The 13,875-nt window shown below is 70.1% G+C and carries 10 protein-coding genes; 4 read left to right on the forward strand and 6 right to left on the reverse strand.

Features of this window, described 5'->3' with window-relative positions; all coding sequences use genetic code 11:
- The first annotated feature begins 19 nt into the window (after positions 1-19).
- Positions 20-550, forward strand: a complete 531-nt coding sequence (locus tag IEZ06_RS10970) for a Uma2 family endonuclease (protein WP_229797949.1) — start codon at positions 20-22, stop codon at positions 548-550.
- Positions 551-610: 60 nt separating this feature from the next.
- On the opposite strand, the gene uvrB is transcribed toward IEZ06_RS10970, so the two are convergent.
- Positions 611-2,725, reverse strand: coding sequence for an excinuclease ABC subunit UvrB (gene uvrB, locus IEZ06_RS10975; protein ID WP_189236578.1), 2,115 nt, complete (start codon positions 2,723-2,725; stop codon positions 611-613).
- 158 nt (positions 2,726-2,883) lie between these two features.
- Between uvrB and IEZ06_RS10980 the strand changes: the two genes are divergently transcribed.
- The 3 genes from IEZ06_RS10980 to IEZ06_RS10990 all read left to right on the forward strand — a co-directional run bounded on the left by IEZ06_RS10980 (position 2,884) and on the right by IEZ06_RS10990 (position 6,671).
- Complete coding sequence (locus tag IEZ06_RS10980; protein WP_189236579.1) at positions 2,884-4,539, forward strand: SPFH domain-containing protein; 1,656 nt, start codon at positions 2,884-2,886, stop codon at positions 4,537-4,539.
- Between the two features lie 4 nt (positions 4,540-4,543).
- A complete protein-coding gene (locus tag IEZ06_RS10985) occupies positions 4,544-5,824 on the forward strand; it encodes an SPFH domain-containing protein (protein ID WP_189236580.1) in 1,281 nt (426 codons plus the stop codon).
- A 73-nt stretch (positions 5,825-5,897) separates the two neighbouring features.
- Complete coding sequence (locus IEZ06_RS10990; RefSeq protein WP_189236581.1) at positions 5,898-6,671, forward strand: sporulation protein; 774 nt, start codon at positions 5,898-5,900, stop codon at positions 6,669-6,671.
- 88 nt (positions 6,672-6,759) lie between these two features.
- Here the strand turns inward: IEZ06_RS10990 and coaE are convergent, their stop codons facing one another.
- From coaE to polA, 5 genes are all read right to left on the reverse strand, one after another.
- Complete coding sequence (coaE, locus tag IEZ06_RS10995) at positions 6,760-7,377, reverse strand: dephospho-CoA kinase (protein ID WP_189236582.1); 618 nt, start codon at positions 7,375-7,377, stop codon at positions 6,760-6,762.
- Positions 7,378-7,432: 55 nt separating this feature from the next.
- Positions 7,433-7,882, reverse strand: coding sequence for a GNAT family N-acetyltransferase (locus IEZ06_RS11000; RefSeq protein WP_189236707.1), 450 nt, complete (start codon positions 7,880-7,882; stop codon positions 7,433-7,435).
- A gap of 265 nt (positions 7,883-8,147) precedes the next feature.
- On the reverse strand, positions 8,148-9,632 hold the full coding sequence (gene rpsA, locus IEZ06_RS11005) for a 30S ribosomal protein S1 (protein WP_189236583.1): 1,485 nt from the start codon (positions 9,630-9,632) through the stop codon (positions 8,148-8,150).
- Positions 9,633-9,866: 234 nt separating this feature from the next.
- A complete protein-coding gene (locus tag IEZ06_RS11010) occupies positions 9,867-10,958 on the reverse strand; it encodes a polysaccharide deacetylase family protein (protein WP_189236584.1) in 1,092 nt (363 codons plus the stop codon).
- Positions 10,959-11,118: 160 nt separating this feature from the next.
- Positions 11,119-13,848 (reverse strand): DNA polymerase I, encoded by a 2,730-nt coding sequence (polA, locus tag IEZ06_RS11015; protein ID WP_189236585.1) that lies wholly within the window; start codon positions 13,846-13,848, stop codon positions 11,119-11,121.
- Between the last annotated feature and the right edge of the window lie 27 nt (positions 13,849-13,875).

Here is a 13,875-nt window from a genome sequence, read left to right on the forward strand (position 1 = left end):
CGGCGGATGGACGGCCGACATGCTCGACCATCTCCCCGCCGACGCGCCCCGGCACGTCGAGTTGATCGACGGAGCACTCATCATGATGTCACCGCAGACGGCGTTCCACATGCTGGTCATCAATCTGCTGATCGACAGGGAGCGCGGGATCAGGCCTCCCTCGGAGCTCATGGTCGCACGGGAGATGACGGTGACCATCGGAATGCGGCAACGTCCCGAGCCTGATGTCGTTCTCGTCAAGAAGAGCGCGATGGCGAGTCTTCTCACGACCTCCTTCAAGCCCGAGGACGTGCATCTCGTCGTCGAAGTGGTCTCCCCCGAATCCGTCGAGAGAGACCGGAACACCAAGCCGAGCAAGTACTCGAACGCGGGAATCAGACACCTCTGGCGGGTCGAGCAGGAGGACGAGCGGCCTGTCGTCTACACCTTCGAACTGGAACCGGCGGTGAAGGCCTACGTCCCCACCGGAATCCATCGGGGGCGGCTGCGGACGGACATCGGCTTCGACGTGGACATCGATCTCGACCTGAGCACGTTCATTCACGGCTGAGGCCGTGCCCCCCGGTGCCGCCGTGCGGGTGAGGATCTCACCCGCACGGCGGCGTTCCGGTCAGGAGACCCCGGCCTCGCGCATGTCGCGGACCTCGCGCTTGAGTTCCTTGATCTCGTCGCGGAGCCGGGCGGCGACCTCGAACTGGAGGTCGGCGGCGGCCTGGTGCATCTGCTCGGTGAGCGAGGCGACCAGTTCCTCCAGCTGGGCCCGGGGCAGCTCCCCCGCGATCGCCTTGGCGTGCTGGCCCGCCGCCTGCCTGCTGCCGAAGCCCGGGACCGGCGCCTTGCCGCGGGACTGCTGGCGACCGCCGCCGCCGAGGAGCTGGGCGGTGTCGGCGTCCTCCCGGTTGAGCGAGTCGAGGATGTCGGCGATCTTCTTGCGGAGCGGCTGCGGGTCGATGCCGTGGGCCTCGTTGTAGGCCGTCTGCTTGGCCCGGCGCCGGTTGGTCTCCTCGATCGCCCGCTCCATGGACGGGGTGATCCGGTCGGCGTACATGTGGACCTGGCCGGAGACGTTGCGGGCGGCGCGGCCGATGGTCTGGATGAGCGAGGTCTCCGAGCGCAGGAAGCCCTCCTTGTCGGCGTCGAGGATCGCCACCAGCGACACCTCGGGCAGGTCCAGGCCCTCGCGGAGCAGGTTGATGCCGACCAGCACGTCGAACTCGCCCATCCGCAGCTCGCGCAGGAGCTCGATGCGGCGCAGGGTGTCGACCTCGCTGTGCAGGTAGCGGACCCGGATGCCGAGCTCCAGCAGGTAGTCGGTGAGGTCCTCGGACATCTTCTTGGTCAGCGTGGTGACCAGGACCCGCTCGTCCTTCTCGGTGCGGGTGCGGATCTCGTGGACCAGGTCGTCGATCTGCGACTTCGTCGGCTTGACGACGACCTCGGGGTCCACCAGGCCGGTCGGGCGGATGACCTGCTCGACCACCTCGCCCTTCGCCCTGCCCAGTTCGTACGGTCCCGGGGTGGCGGACAGGTAGACGGTCTGGCCGATCCGCTCCAGGAACTCCTCCCACTTCAGCGGGCGGTTGTCCAGCGCCGAGGGCAGCCGGAAGCCGTGGTCGACCAGGGTGCGCTTGCGGGAGGCGTCCCCTTCGTACATCGCGCCGATCTGCGGGACGGTCTGGTGCGACTCGTCCAGGACCAGCAGGAAGTCCTCGGGGAAGTAGTCGAGCAGGGTGTTGGGCGCGCTGCCCGGGGCCCGGCCGTCCATGTGCCGGGAGTAGTTCTCGATGCCGGAGCAGGTGCCGATCTGCTGCATCATCTCCAGGTCGTAGGTGGTGCGCATGCGCAGCCGCTGGGCCTCCAGGAGCTTGCCCTGCCGCTCCAGCGCCTCCAGCCGCTCGGCCAGCTCCGCCTCGATGCCGCGGACCGCGGTGGCCATCCGCTCGGGACCGGCGACGTAGTGGGAGGCGGGGAAGATGAACAGCTCGTCGTCCTCGGAGATCACCTCGCCGGTCAGCGGGTGCATGGTCGAGAGCTTCTCGATCTCGTCGCCGAACATCTCGATCCGGACGGCGAGCTCCTCGTACTTGGGGATGATCTCGATGGTGTCGCCGCGCACCCGGAACGTGCCCCGGGTGAAGGCGAGGTCGTTGCGGGTGTACTGCATGTCGACCAGGCGGCGCAGCAGCCGGTCGCGCTCGATCTCCATGCCGACCCGGAGCGGGGTCATCCGGTCGACGTACTCCTGGGGGGTGCCCAGGCCGTAGATGCAGGAGACCGAGGCGACCACGATCACGTCGCGGCGGGTCAGCAGCGAGTTGGTCGCCGAGTGGCGCAGCCGCTCGACCTCGTCGTTGATCGACGAGTCCTTCTCGATGTAGGTGTCGCTCTGCGGGACGTACGCCTCGGGCTGGTAGTAGTCGTAGTAGGAGACGAAGTACTCGACCGCGTTGTGCGGCATCATCTCCCGCAGCTCGTTGGCGAACTGCGCGGCGAGCGTCTTGTTGGGCTGCATGACCAGGGTGGGGCGCTGGAGCCGCTCGATCAGCCAGGCGACCGTGGCGGTCTTGCCCGTGCCCGTGGCGCCCAGCAGGACGTTGTCCTTCTCACCCGCCTTCACGCGCCGCTCCAGCTCGGCGATCGCGGCGGGCTGGTCACCCGACGGGATCATGTCCGTGACGACCTTGAAGGGAGCCGCCTTGCGCTGCAAATCTGTTACCGGCCTCACCTGTCCCACTGTAGGCGGCAGCACCGACAATCCTTGTTCAACCGTCCGGCAAGCGGACCGCAAGCCGGGTGGCGTTCACTGTCCTGCGGGCTCACGCCCACAAGGCATGATGTAACCGATATGTCCGGTTTTTAGTATGTGATCCCCTCGGAGGTGTGATGTCCCGGCCAAGAGAGGCCGCCAGGCAGGCTGCCATGGCGGCGGCCCAGGCGATCGGGCAGGGAGGCGACCCCCGCCAGGTCGCCGGTCAGGTCGCGGGCCAGTTCGCGGGCCGGCTGGCCGGTCAGGGCCAGGGCGCCGAGCAGGGGTCCGGGGAGCGGGGTTTCTCGCTCAACCCCTCCGACTTCGTGGCGGCCCGCGACCAGGGCACGTCCGTGGGCACCCTCATCGAGGCCCGCGGCTCGTCGCTGAACGAGGCCGGGGAGATCGTCAACCGCAGCTTCAGCGAGCGCGGCCCGAACGGCGAGGCCGTCCACGTCATCTCCCCCGTGGTGATCCCCAAGGGCACCACGGCCCGGGTGGTCCTCCCGCTGGTCCTGCTGGCCGCGCTCGGCCTGGCCGGCCTGGTCGCCACCGGGCTGCCGGACGGCGCCCGGGTGCTGTTCGGCGTGCACTACTGGGCGGTGCTGGCCCTGGCCGCCGCGTTCCTGTGGTGGCGGCGGAGCGTGGTCATGGTCCCCGAGGGCTGCAAGGCGCTGATCACCAAGTTCGGCAAGCTCGTGCAGATCGCCGAGCCCGGCCGGGTGACGCTGCTCAATCCGTGGAAGCGGGTCAGCTACATCGTCAACACCACCCGCGAGTACCCGTTCAACGCGCCCATCCGCGAGGCCCCGACCCAGCAGGGCGTCAAGGCCAGCGTGGACCTGTTCCTGCAGTTCCGGATCGAGGACCCGGCCGAGTTCATCTTCGTGCTCGGCTCGGTCGGCGGCTTCCAGGCCAAGCTGCAGAACGCGATCAGCGAGGTCACCCGCTCCCTCATCTACGCCCAGCGCGCCGAGGACATCTACGACCTGGTGGGCGAGAGCACGCTCGGCATGCTGGAGAGCCTCAACCAGCAGTTCCTGCCCGCCGTACGGCTGACCGACGTGAACATCACCCACGCCGAGCCGTCCAGCCAGGAGTACCGGATGGACCTGGCCGCCCCGGAGATGATCCGGGTGGCCAAGGAGGCCTACACCTACGAGTACGAGCTCCAGCTGCGCAAGGAGCAGAACGAGGGCGACCTGGTGCGGGAGCTCGCCGGGCTGCAGGAGCAGCTCTCGGCCATCCACGCCGAGATCGCCGGCTACCAGGCCCGGATGGACACCGCGCTGGAGCGCGCCACCCACCAGGCCAAGGCCCAGGCGGGTCAGCGGCTGGTCGAGGCCGAGTCCACCGCCAAGGCCAACGCCGCGCTGCTGGAGGCGCAGGCGCTGGACATCCGGGCGCTGAGCGCCGCCGAGGCGCCGGAGATCCTCGACTACCGCTTCCAGCAGGACCTGCTCGACAAGCTGGAGTCGGTCGCCGCCCACCTGCCCCGCGTGGTCCAGGTCGGCGAGCACGTCGACATCGACCTGCTGGCCCTGGCCCAGCAGCTCGTCGGCGGGCGCGAGACGGCGCTGTTCTCCGCCGAGGACATGGCCGCGATCCGCTCCCGCATCACCGAGATCGGCCGCCGCGTCGGCGAGCGGGAGGCGGAGATCTCCGCCCTGCTCAACCCGTCCGCCGACCCCGCCGCGACCGTCGGGACCGCAGCACGGGACGGCGCGCGCACCGTCCCGGACACCGTGCCCACCCCGCAGGGCGCCGCGCCGCGCGCCCAGGAAGAGGCCTGAGGACATGAACCGAGAGTTCTCCAAGATCAAGGAATCGCTGGCGGCCTGGTCGGAGATCCGCCAGCTGCTGCGCGGCGGCGAGTCCGGCCAGCTCGTCCCGGTGGTCATCCCCAAGGACCGCAGAGGCTTCGCCTGGGTGGCGCTGCTGTTCCTGGCCCTCTACCTGGCCGGGACGGCGGTGTTCGCCGGCGGTCCGTTCGGCTTCCTGGCCGCGCTCGGTTCGGTGCTCCTCGTGTTCGTGGCCGCGGTCTGGCTCTGGCGCCGGGCGATCATCGAGATCGAGGAGGGCACCACCGGCGTGCGCAGCCGCTGGGGTGCCATCACCGGCACCCTGCCGCCGGGCCGCCACTACCTCTGGCTGCCCTGGGACCGGGTCGACGCGGTGGTCGACACCTCCACCGAGATCCCGTACTCCGCGCCGATCGTGGCCTGCCCGACCGCCGAGAACGTGCCGCTGAAGTCCATCGAGTTCTTCCTGAAGTTCCGCATCGTCGACCCGGTGGCCTTCGTCCGGACGATCGGGGCCGGCAACTTCGACCTCGTGCTGAGCAGCGCCGTGCAGGACGCCATCCGCCAGCGCAGCCGCAGGGTGCACACCGAGCACGCCTACGACCTGCGCGGCTCCGACGTGGGCGACATGCAGGAGGCCCTCAACCGCCAGCTCGGCCGGTACGGCGTGCGGGTCACCGGCGCCAACATCCCCGACGTGCAGCTCCCCGACGCCTACCAGCAGCACCTGGCCACCCGGGAGAAGGTCGCCAAGGAGATGTCGGCCTTCGAGCGGGAGTGGGAGCTGACCCGCAAGCGGCGGATCGACACGCTGCTCATGGAGATCGAGCGGGCGAAGAAGACGCGGGACGCGCGCATCGTCGAGGTGCGGGCGGCCGCCAACACCGCGCGCAAGGACGTCGCTCGCATGCTGGAGGAGCACGAGACCGAGGCCCAGCGGGTGCGCTGGGAGATCGAGGCGCGGGGCCGGGCCGAGCTCACCTCCGCCGAGAACGAGGCCAAGGCGCTGCGCCGCCTGGCCGAGTCCTACCGCGACAACCGGGCCGTGCTCCACTACGAGCTGGCCCGCCGCCGCCTGGACGTGGGGGCCCGGCTCGCCGAGAGCGCCCCGCGGCCCGTCGTCGTCCGGACCGCGGGCGGGTCCGGGGACTCCTCCGCGCTGTCCACCCTGCTCATGGCGCAGATCCTGCCGCAGCTCGGCACCGGGAACGGCCGGCCCCGGCCGCCCGTTGACCACACGGGCGACGCGGGCGGCCCGGCCGGCGCCGCCCACTGAGAAACGTCCGCTGAGAAGCGTTCGCTGAACCACACTGAGAAACACGCACGTCATCTACCCAGGGAGTCTCCCGATGGTGTTCCGCAAGCTGAAGGCCGCGTTCGGTGCAGGTGTCGAGGTCGACACGATCCTGCAGAACTCCAACGTCCGCCCCGGTGAGATCCTGCGCGGTCAGGTCAACTTCCGCAGCAGCAGCAACGACTACCAGGTCGAGGGCATCTTCATCGACTTCACCGCGGTGGTGGAGGTGGAGAGCGGCGACGAGGAGTACAAGACGACCTACAGCTTCCTGCGCCACCAGGTCTCCGGGCCGTTCCACCTGGCGTCGGGCGCGGGCCAGTCGATCCCCTTCGAGATCCCCGTCCCGTGGGAGACCCCGATCAGCGCCATCGGCGGCCACCCGCTGCACGGCATGAAGCTGGGCGCCTCCACCGAGCTCGCCCTGGCCGGCGCGCTCGACAAGGGCGACCTCGACCCGCTGTTCGTCAACCCGCTGCCCGCCCAGGAGAACGTCCTGGCCGCCCTCGACCGGATGGGCTTCCGCTTCAAGAAGGCCGACCTGGAGCGCGGCACCCTGCACGGCTCGCGCATGCCGTTCTTCCAGGAGATCGAGTACTACGCGGGTCCCGAGTACAGCCGGCACTTCAACGAGCTGGAGCTGACCTTCATCTCCGGTCCGAACGCGATGGACGTCATCCTGGAGGCCGACACCCGCGGCGGATTCCTGAACTCCAGCCACGACACCTACAACCGCTTCACCGTCCACTACACCGACCACCCCGGTCAGGTGGAGCAGTCCCTGCGCTCCGGACTGCACGCGATGGCCCAGAAGCGCGGCTGGTTCTGACCCACCCCGCGGTACGGCCCGCGCCCTCGCCGGGCGCGGGCCGTACGCGTGAAACGCACCGCGTCCGGCGGACCCCGGACACCGGCCGCTACCGTGCCCGGATCGCCCGCCGGGCGGACAGCTCCGCCCACACCTCGTCCGCGCGCGCGTCCAGCTCCTCCAATGAGCCCTCGTTGCGGATCACGATGTCCGCGGCCGCCAGCCGGTCCTCCCGGCTCGCCTGGGCGGCGATCCGGGCGCGCGCGTCCTGCCCGGACATGCCGCGCACACCGGTCAGCCGGTCCAGGCGCACCTCGTCGGCCGCGTCGACGACGATCACCACGTCGTACATCGGAGCGAGCCCGTTCTCCACCAGCAGCGGCACGTCGTAGACGACGATCGCGGTCTCGTCGGCCTCGGCCGCCCGGCTCTGCAGCTCGGCGACGCGGGCGCCGACCAGAGGGTGGACGATGCCGTTGAGCGCGGCCAGCTTCTCGGAATCGGAGAAGACGATCGCGCCCAGCCTCTCCCGATCGAGTGAGCCGTCCGCGCGGAGCACCTCGTCTCCGAAGACCGCGACGACCCGCGCCAGCCCTTCCGTCCCCGGTTCGACCACCTCACGGGCGATCTTGTCCGCGTCGATGACCACGGCCCCCCGGTCCGAGAGCCGCCGCGACACCTCGCTCTTACCCGACCCGATCCCGCCGGTGAGTCCGACCTTCAGCATGGTCCGCAGCATACGGGCACGGACCCGCCGGGGTCCTCCCCGGCCCGGCGCGCGCTCAGAGCTGACGGCGCATGTGCACGAGGGTGAGGTGGTCGCTCATCCGCTCCCGCCGGGTCTCCCGGTAGCCGTGGCGGCGGTAGAGCCGCAGGTTGCCCTCCGACAGGTGCCCGGTGAACAGGTCGAACGCGAGCGCCTCGGCGACCTCCTCGTGCAGGGCCGCCAGCAGCGCCCCGCCGACCCCCCGGCCCTGCGTGTCGGGCGCGACCACCAGCCGCCCGACCCGGCAGGTCGTCTCCGAGGTCTGACCGCGGACCGCACCGACGATCCTCCCGCCGTCCCGGGCGACGAGCACGGTGCCCGACTCGACGGCCCGGCGGACCTGCTCGGCCGACTCGACCAGCGGCGGGATGAACGGGTCCCCGTAGAGCTGGGCCTCGGTCACGTACGCCGCACGCTGCACGGTGAGGATCTCACCGGCATCCGCGGGCTCCGCCCGCTCGATCATCGCCACGACGCCACCTTAGCGACGCTCTCCTGTCCGGGCCACTTCCCCGCCCGGCCTCACCGGGCCGGGACGCTCCAGGCCTCTCAGGGCCGTCCCGGGGCGTTCCAGGGCGTCCGGGGGCGGCCCGGGGAGCCGATCCGGGGAGCCGATCCGGGAAGTCCGAAGCCCCTGAGGGCGGGCCCGGTCCGGAAACGCGGAAGGGCCCCGCCGGAGCGGGGCCCTTCTGCGAACCGTGCTTACTGCTTCGCCGAGGTTTTCCGAGACCTCAGCTCTGGCCGCCCGCGAGCTTCTCGCGCAGAGCCGCGAGAGCCTCGTCGGAGGCGAGGGCGCCGGCCGCCGGAGCGGAGGAACCGCTGGAGGAGGTCGACGGGGTCTCACCGGTGTAGGACGTGGGGGCGGCCTCGCCCGCCTCGGCCTCGGCCTTGCGGGCCTCCTCGACCTGCTTCTTGTGCGCCTCGAAGCGGGTCTGGGCCTCGGCGTACTGCCGCTCCCACTCCTCGCGCTGCTTGTCGAAGCCCTCGAGCCACTCGCCGGTCTCCGGGTCGAAGCCCTCGGGGTAGATGTAGTTGCCCTGGTCGTCGTAGGTCGCCGCCATGCCGTACAGCGTGGGGTCGAACTCGACGTCGGCGCCCATCGCACCCTCGTTGGCCTGCTTGAGCGAGAGCGAGATCCGGCGACGGTCGAGGTCGATGTCGATGATCTTCACGAAGATCTCGTCGCCGACCTGGACGACCTGCTCGGGGATCTCGACGTGGCGCTCGGCCAGCTCGGAGATGTGGACCAGGCCCTCGATGCCCTCCTCGACCCGGACGAACGCACCGAACGGCACCAGCTTGGTGACGCGGCCCGGCACGACCTGGCCGATCTGGTGGGTGCGGGCGAACTGCTGCCACGGGTCTTCCTGCGTCGCCTTGAGCGACAGGGAGACGCGCTCGCGCTCCATGTCCACGTCGAGAACCTCGACGGTGACCTCCTGGCCCACCTCGACGACCTCGGAGGGGTGGTCGATGTGCTTCCAGGAGAGCTCGGAGACGTGGACCAGGCCGTCGACGCCGCCGAGGTCCACGAAGGCGCCGAAGTTGACGATCGAGGAGACGACGCCCTTGCGGACCTGACCCTTCTGCAGGGTGTTGAGGAACGTCTGGCGGACCTCGGACTGGGTCTGCTCCAGCCAGGCGCGGCGGGAGAGAACCACGTTGTTGCGGTTCTTGTCCAGCTCGATGATCTTCGCCTCGAGCTCGCGGCCGACGTACGGCTGGAGGTCGCGGACCCGGCGCATCTCGACCAGGGAGGCCGGGAGGAAGCCGCGCAGGCCGATGTCGAGGATGAGACCACCCTTGACGACCTCGATGACCGTGCCGGTGACGATGCCGTCCTCGTCCTTGATCTTCTCGATCGTGCCCCAGGCCCGCTCGTACTGAGCGCGCTTCTTGGACAGGATCAGGCGGCCTTCCTTGTCCTCCTTCTGGAGGACCAGGGCCTCGACGTGCTCACCGACCTCGACGACGTCCGCCGGGTCGACATCATGCTTGATCGAGAGCTCACGCGAGGGGATCACACCCTCGGTCTTGTAGCCGATGTCGAGCAAAACTTCATCTCGATCGACCTTGACGACGGTGCCCTCGACGATGTCGCCGTCGTTGAAGTACTTGATGGTCAGGTCGATCGCTGCGAGGAACTCTTCCTCAGAGCCGATGTCGTTGACCGCTACCTGCGGGGTGCTCGAGGTGGCCTCAGTGCTGCTCGTCATGTGTGGAATTGCTCCGAACGCGGACAGATGTCGATGTGGCGAACGCGCGGCAGGCTTCTTATCGTTCAGCCGAGACAGGAGTTCGCATCGACGTGATCGAGCGCGAGCCCACTCCGTCCGAGACACGCGCGAGCCCACAGCGCAGCGATCAGCATATGAGACCAGAGCAGCCTGGTCAATCCGGAAGGACCTCGCACCAGAAGCGCTTAAAGGCCACAACGGCGACAGGGCCGCCTAATAGGCATTGACCTGCCCCCTCCGCTTGGAGCTGATATTACCCCGAAGTTTCCTCGGGATGGAGATCCGTTCGGGGTCGCCGTCGGCCGTGTAGCGCTCGCCGGGGTGCCTGTCCAGCCACTCCAGCCAGTACTGGGAGCACCACTTGCGGCACTCGCCCTTCTTGCCGTTGCTCTGGATCCGCTGGACGGCCCGCCAGTCATAATCCTTGACGAAGGGCGACACCGACGGCTGGGCCCCGGCCAGGAAGACGGCCTTGAAGGCGAACCCCGTCCCGTCCCAGGAGCCCTTCTGCACGGTGGACCGCTTGCGCGGCATCGCCCCGAACGGCAGCGCCAGCGTCTCCGAGGGGCCGGCGCCGAGCGCCTTCAGCATCCGCTCGACCCGGACGAGCTGCTCGGCGATGCCCTTCTTCGGCAGACCCGGCAGGTACGGGTGGCTCCAGGTGTGGTTGGCCACCTCGAACCCGCGGGAGGACAGCCACTGCACGGCGCGCGCCTGGTCGGCCCGGCTCTGCAGCCCGAACGGCTGCCGGTTGACCCAGAAGGTGGCGACCGGCCGGAAGCCGGGGTACTTCTTCGCCACCTGGTAGATGATCCCGACCGCGGTGTCCTTCACCGGCATGCCCGCGTCGTCCAGCGCGAAGTGGCTGGGGTGGCCGTCGTCGAAGGTGAGCACCACCGGGTGCCTGCCCGCGGGGACGTCCATCCGCCCGGTGGCGAACTCCCGGGCGGTGACCGGCACGTAGCCGTCCCTGGCCAGCCGTTCCATCTCCCTGCGCACCTGGTCGGGGGTGCGGTCGATGGAGGCCCGCCGCTTCTTCACGATCCGGTGGTACATGATCACGGGGACCATCCCGGCCTCGTTGGCCTTCACCTGCCGGGCGAACTCCGGCGTGGCGGTGATCGCCTGGGGCAGGTCGGCCGAGGGCAGGTCCGGCTCCGGGGTGGGCGCCGGCGTCGGGACGGCGCCCTGCGTCTGCCGCCCCGGCGCGGAGGCCGGGGCGGCAGACCCGGCGGTCCCGGGCGGGTCGGGCAGCAGGAACAGGACCCCGGTGGCGATGACCACGACCACGACGTTGGCCAGCATGATGAACCGCGTGAGAGGGGGGGTTGGACTGCGCACAAGACTCCCGTGCCCGTCGAGGTGTCGGTCTGCCGTCCAACCCTAGAACAGACCAGGACAAGCCCGGACACACCTCACAGCGCCCCTCGCAGCGCCCTCCGTGGCCGCCCCACCGGCCCGGCGGTCAGTGGCCGGCGTCCTGCCACGTGCGCCCGACGCCCACCGACACCTCGAGCGGGACGCGCAGCTCGTAGGCGGTGTTCATCCGGGTCCGGACCAGCTCGCGCAGGGTCTCCAGCTCACCCGGCGCGACCTCGAACACGAGCTCGTCGTGGACCTGGAGCAGCATCCGCGAACCCAGGCCCGCCTCGCGCAGCGCGGCGCCCACCCGCAGCATCGCGATCTTGATGATGTCCGCCGCCGAGCCCTGGATCGGCGCGTTGAGCGCCATCCGCTCGGCCATGTCGCGGCGCTGGCGGTTGTCGCTGTTGAGGTCGGGCAGGTAGCGGCGGCGGCCGAGGATGGTCTCGGTGTAGCCGTCCTGCCGGGCCCGGGCGACGATCGCGTTGAGGAAGTCGCGGATGCCGCCGAACTCCTCGAAGTACTCCTCCTTCAGACCTCTGGCCTCCGGGACCGGGATGCCGAGCTGCGCGGACAGCCCGAAATCGGACAGGCCGTAGGCCAGGCCGTAGTTCATCGCCTTGATCTTGGCGCGCATCTCGCCGGTGACCTTCTCCGGCTCGGTGCCGAAAACCCGCGCCGCGGTCGCCTGGTGGAAGTCGTGCCCCGACTCGAACGCGGCGATCAGCGCCTCGTCGCCGGACAGGTGCGCCATGATGCGCAGCTCGATCTGGCTGTAGTCGGCGGTCAGCAGCGTCTCGTAGCCGGAGCCGACCGTGAACCCCTGCCGGATGCGGCGGCCCTCGGCGGTGCGGATCGGGATGTTCTGCAGGTTGGGCTGCTTGGAGCTCAACCGCCCGGTGGCCGCCACCGTCTGCTCGAACGTCGTGTGGATCCGGCCGTCGTCGGAGATCTCCTTGATCAGCCCCTCGACCGTGACCCGGAGCTTCTCCTGGTCCCGGTGGCGCAGCATGATCGTCGGAAGCTCGTGCTCGGTCTGCGCGGCCAGCCAGGCCAGCTGGTCGGCGTCGGTGCTGTAACCGGTCTTGATCTTCTTGGTCTTGGGCAGCCCCAGCTTGACGAAGAGGATCTCCTGGAGCTGCTTGGGCGAGCCCAGGTTGAACTGCTCGCCCACCGAGGCGTGCGCCTCCTCGACGGCCTGCTTCACCGCGGCCCGGAACTCCTCCTCCAGCCCGCCGAGGTGGTCGCGGTCGGCCGCGATGCCCGTCCGCTCCATCTCGGCCAGGACGGTCACCAGCGGCAGCTCCACGTCCCGCAGCAGGCTGGTGGCCGCCCGCGGCTCCAGGAACGCCTCCAGCGCGCCCGCGAGGTCGCGCACGGCCGAGGCCCTCAACCCGAGGTCGCGGGCCGCGTCGGCCTCCTGGTCGTCGAACAGGGAGGTCTGCCCGTCCGCCGGGGCCTCGCCCTTCAGCTCGCGGCCGAGGTAGACCCGGACCAGGTCCTCCAGGACGAACGAGCGCTGCCCCGGGGCCGCCAGGTAGGCGGCCAGCGCCGTGTCGCAGGACAGCCCGCGCAGCTCCAGCCCCTGCGCCCAGAGCGCCAGCATGAACCCCTTGGCGTCGTGCACCGCCTTGGGCCTGGCCTCGTCGGCCAGCCAGGCGCGCAGCGCCGCCTCGTCGGCCTCGGTCAGCCCGGACGGGTCGACGAACGCCGCCCGGGAGCCGCCCGCACCGCTTTCCTCCCCACCGGAGGGCGCGGCGATCGCCACGCCGTCGATCCGGCCGGTGCCCCTGCCGTACGCCCCCGTGAAGGCCAGACCGGCCCGCCCCTCGGGCAGCGCCTCCAGCCACCCGGCCACCTCGCCGGGGCCGAGCACGACGACGTCGACCTCGAAGCCGTCCCCGGCGCCGGCCTCGGACCCGGACTCGGCCGAGCCGAGGGTCTTGAAGAGCCGCTCGCGGATCTCGCCCCGGAACTCCAGGGTGTCGAGGATCTTGTCGATCTCGGCGCGGTCCAGCTCGCCGACCCTCAAGCCGGCGACCTCCTGCTCCAGCGGCACGTCGCGCACCAGCTGGGTCAGGCGGCGGTTCATCAGCACCTGGTCGAGGTGGTCGCGGAGCTTGTCGCCGACCTTGCCCTTGACCTCGTCGACCCGGTCGACCAGCTCCGCCAGCGAGCCGAACTCCCTGATCCACTTGGCCGCGGTCTTCTCCCCCACGCCCGGGATGTTCAGCAGGTTGTCGCTGACGTCGCCGCGGATGGCGGCGAAGTCGGGGTATTGAGCCGGGGTGAGGTCGTATTTCTCCAGCACGGCCTCGGGGGTGAACCGCGTCATGTTGCTGATCCCGACCCGGGTCATCAGCACCGTGATCCGCTCGTCGACGAGCTGCAGCGCGTCGCGGTCGCCGGTGACGACCAGCACGTCCATGTCCTGCGCGGCGGCCCGGGTGGCGAGCGTGGCGATCAGGTCGTCGGCCTCGTAGCCGGCCAGCGACAGGTGCGGGACGCGCAGCGCGTCGAGCATCTCGTGGATCAGGCTCATCTGGCTGCGGAAGCTGTCCGGGCTGGCGCTGCGGGTGGCCTTGTAGCCGGCGTACTCCTCGTGCCGGAACGTCGGCTCCGAGCGGTCGAAGCAGACCGCCACGTGGGACGGCCGCTCGTCGCGGAGCACGTTGACCAGCATCGACGTGAACCCGTAGATGGCGTTGGTCTTCTGCCCCGTGGAGGTGGAGAAGTTCTCCTCAGGCAGCGCGTAGAACGCCCGATAGGCCAGAGAATGCCCATCCAGCAGCAGGAGACACGGACGAGTAGGGGTCGCTTCACTCTTCGGCACAGCAGAAGCCTAGTCTCCTGGTGCGAC

The organism is Planomonospora antibiotica, from assembly GCF_014647955.1.
Taxonomy (GTDB): Bacteria; Actinomycetota; Actinomycetes; order Streptosporangiales; family Streptosporangiaceae; genus Planomonospora; species Planomonospora parontospora.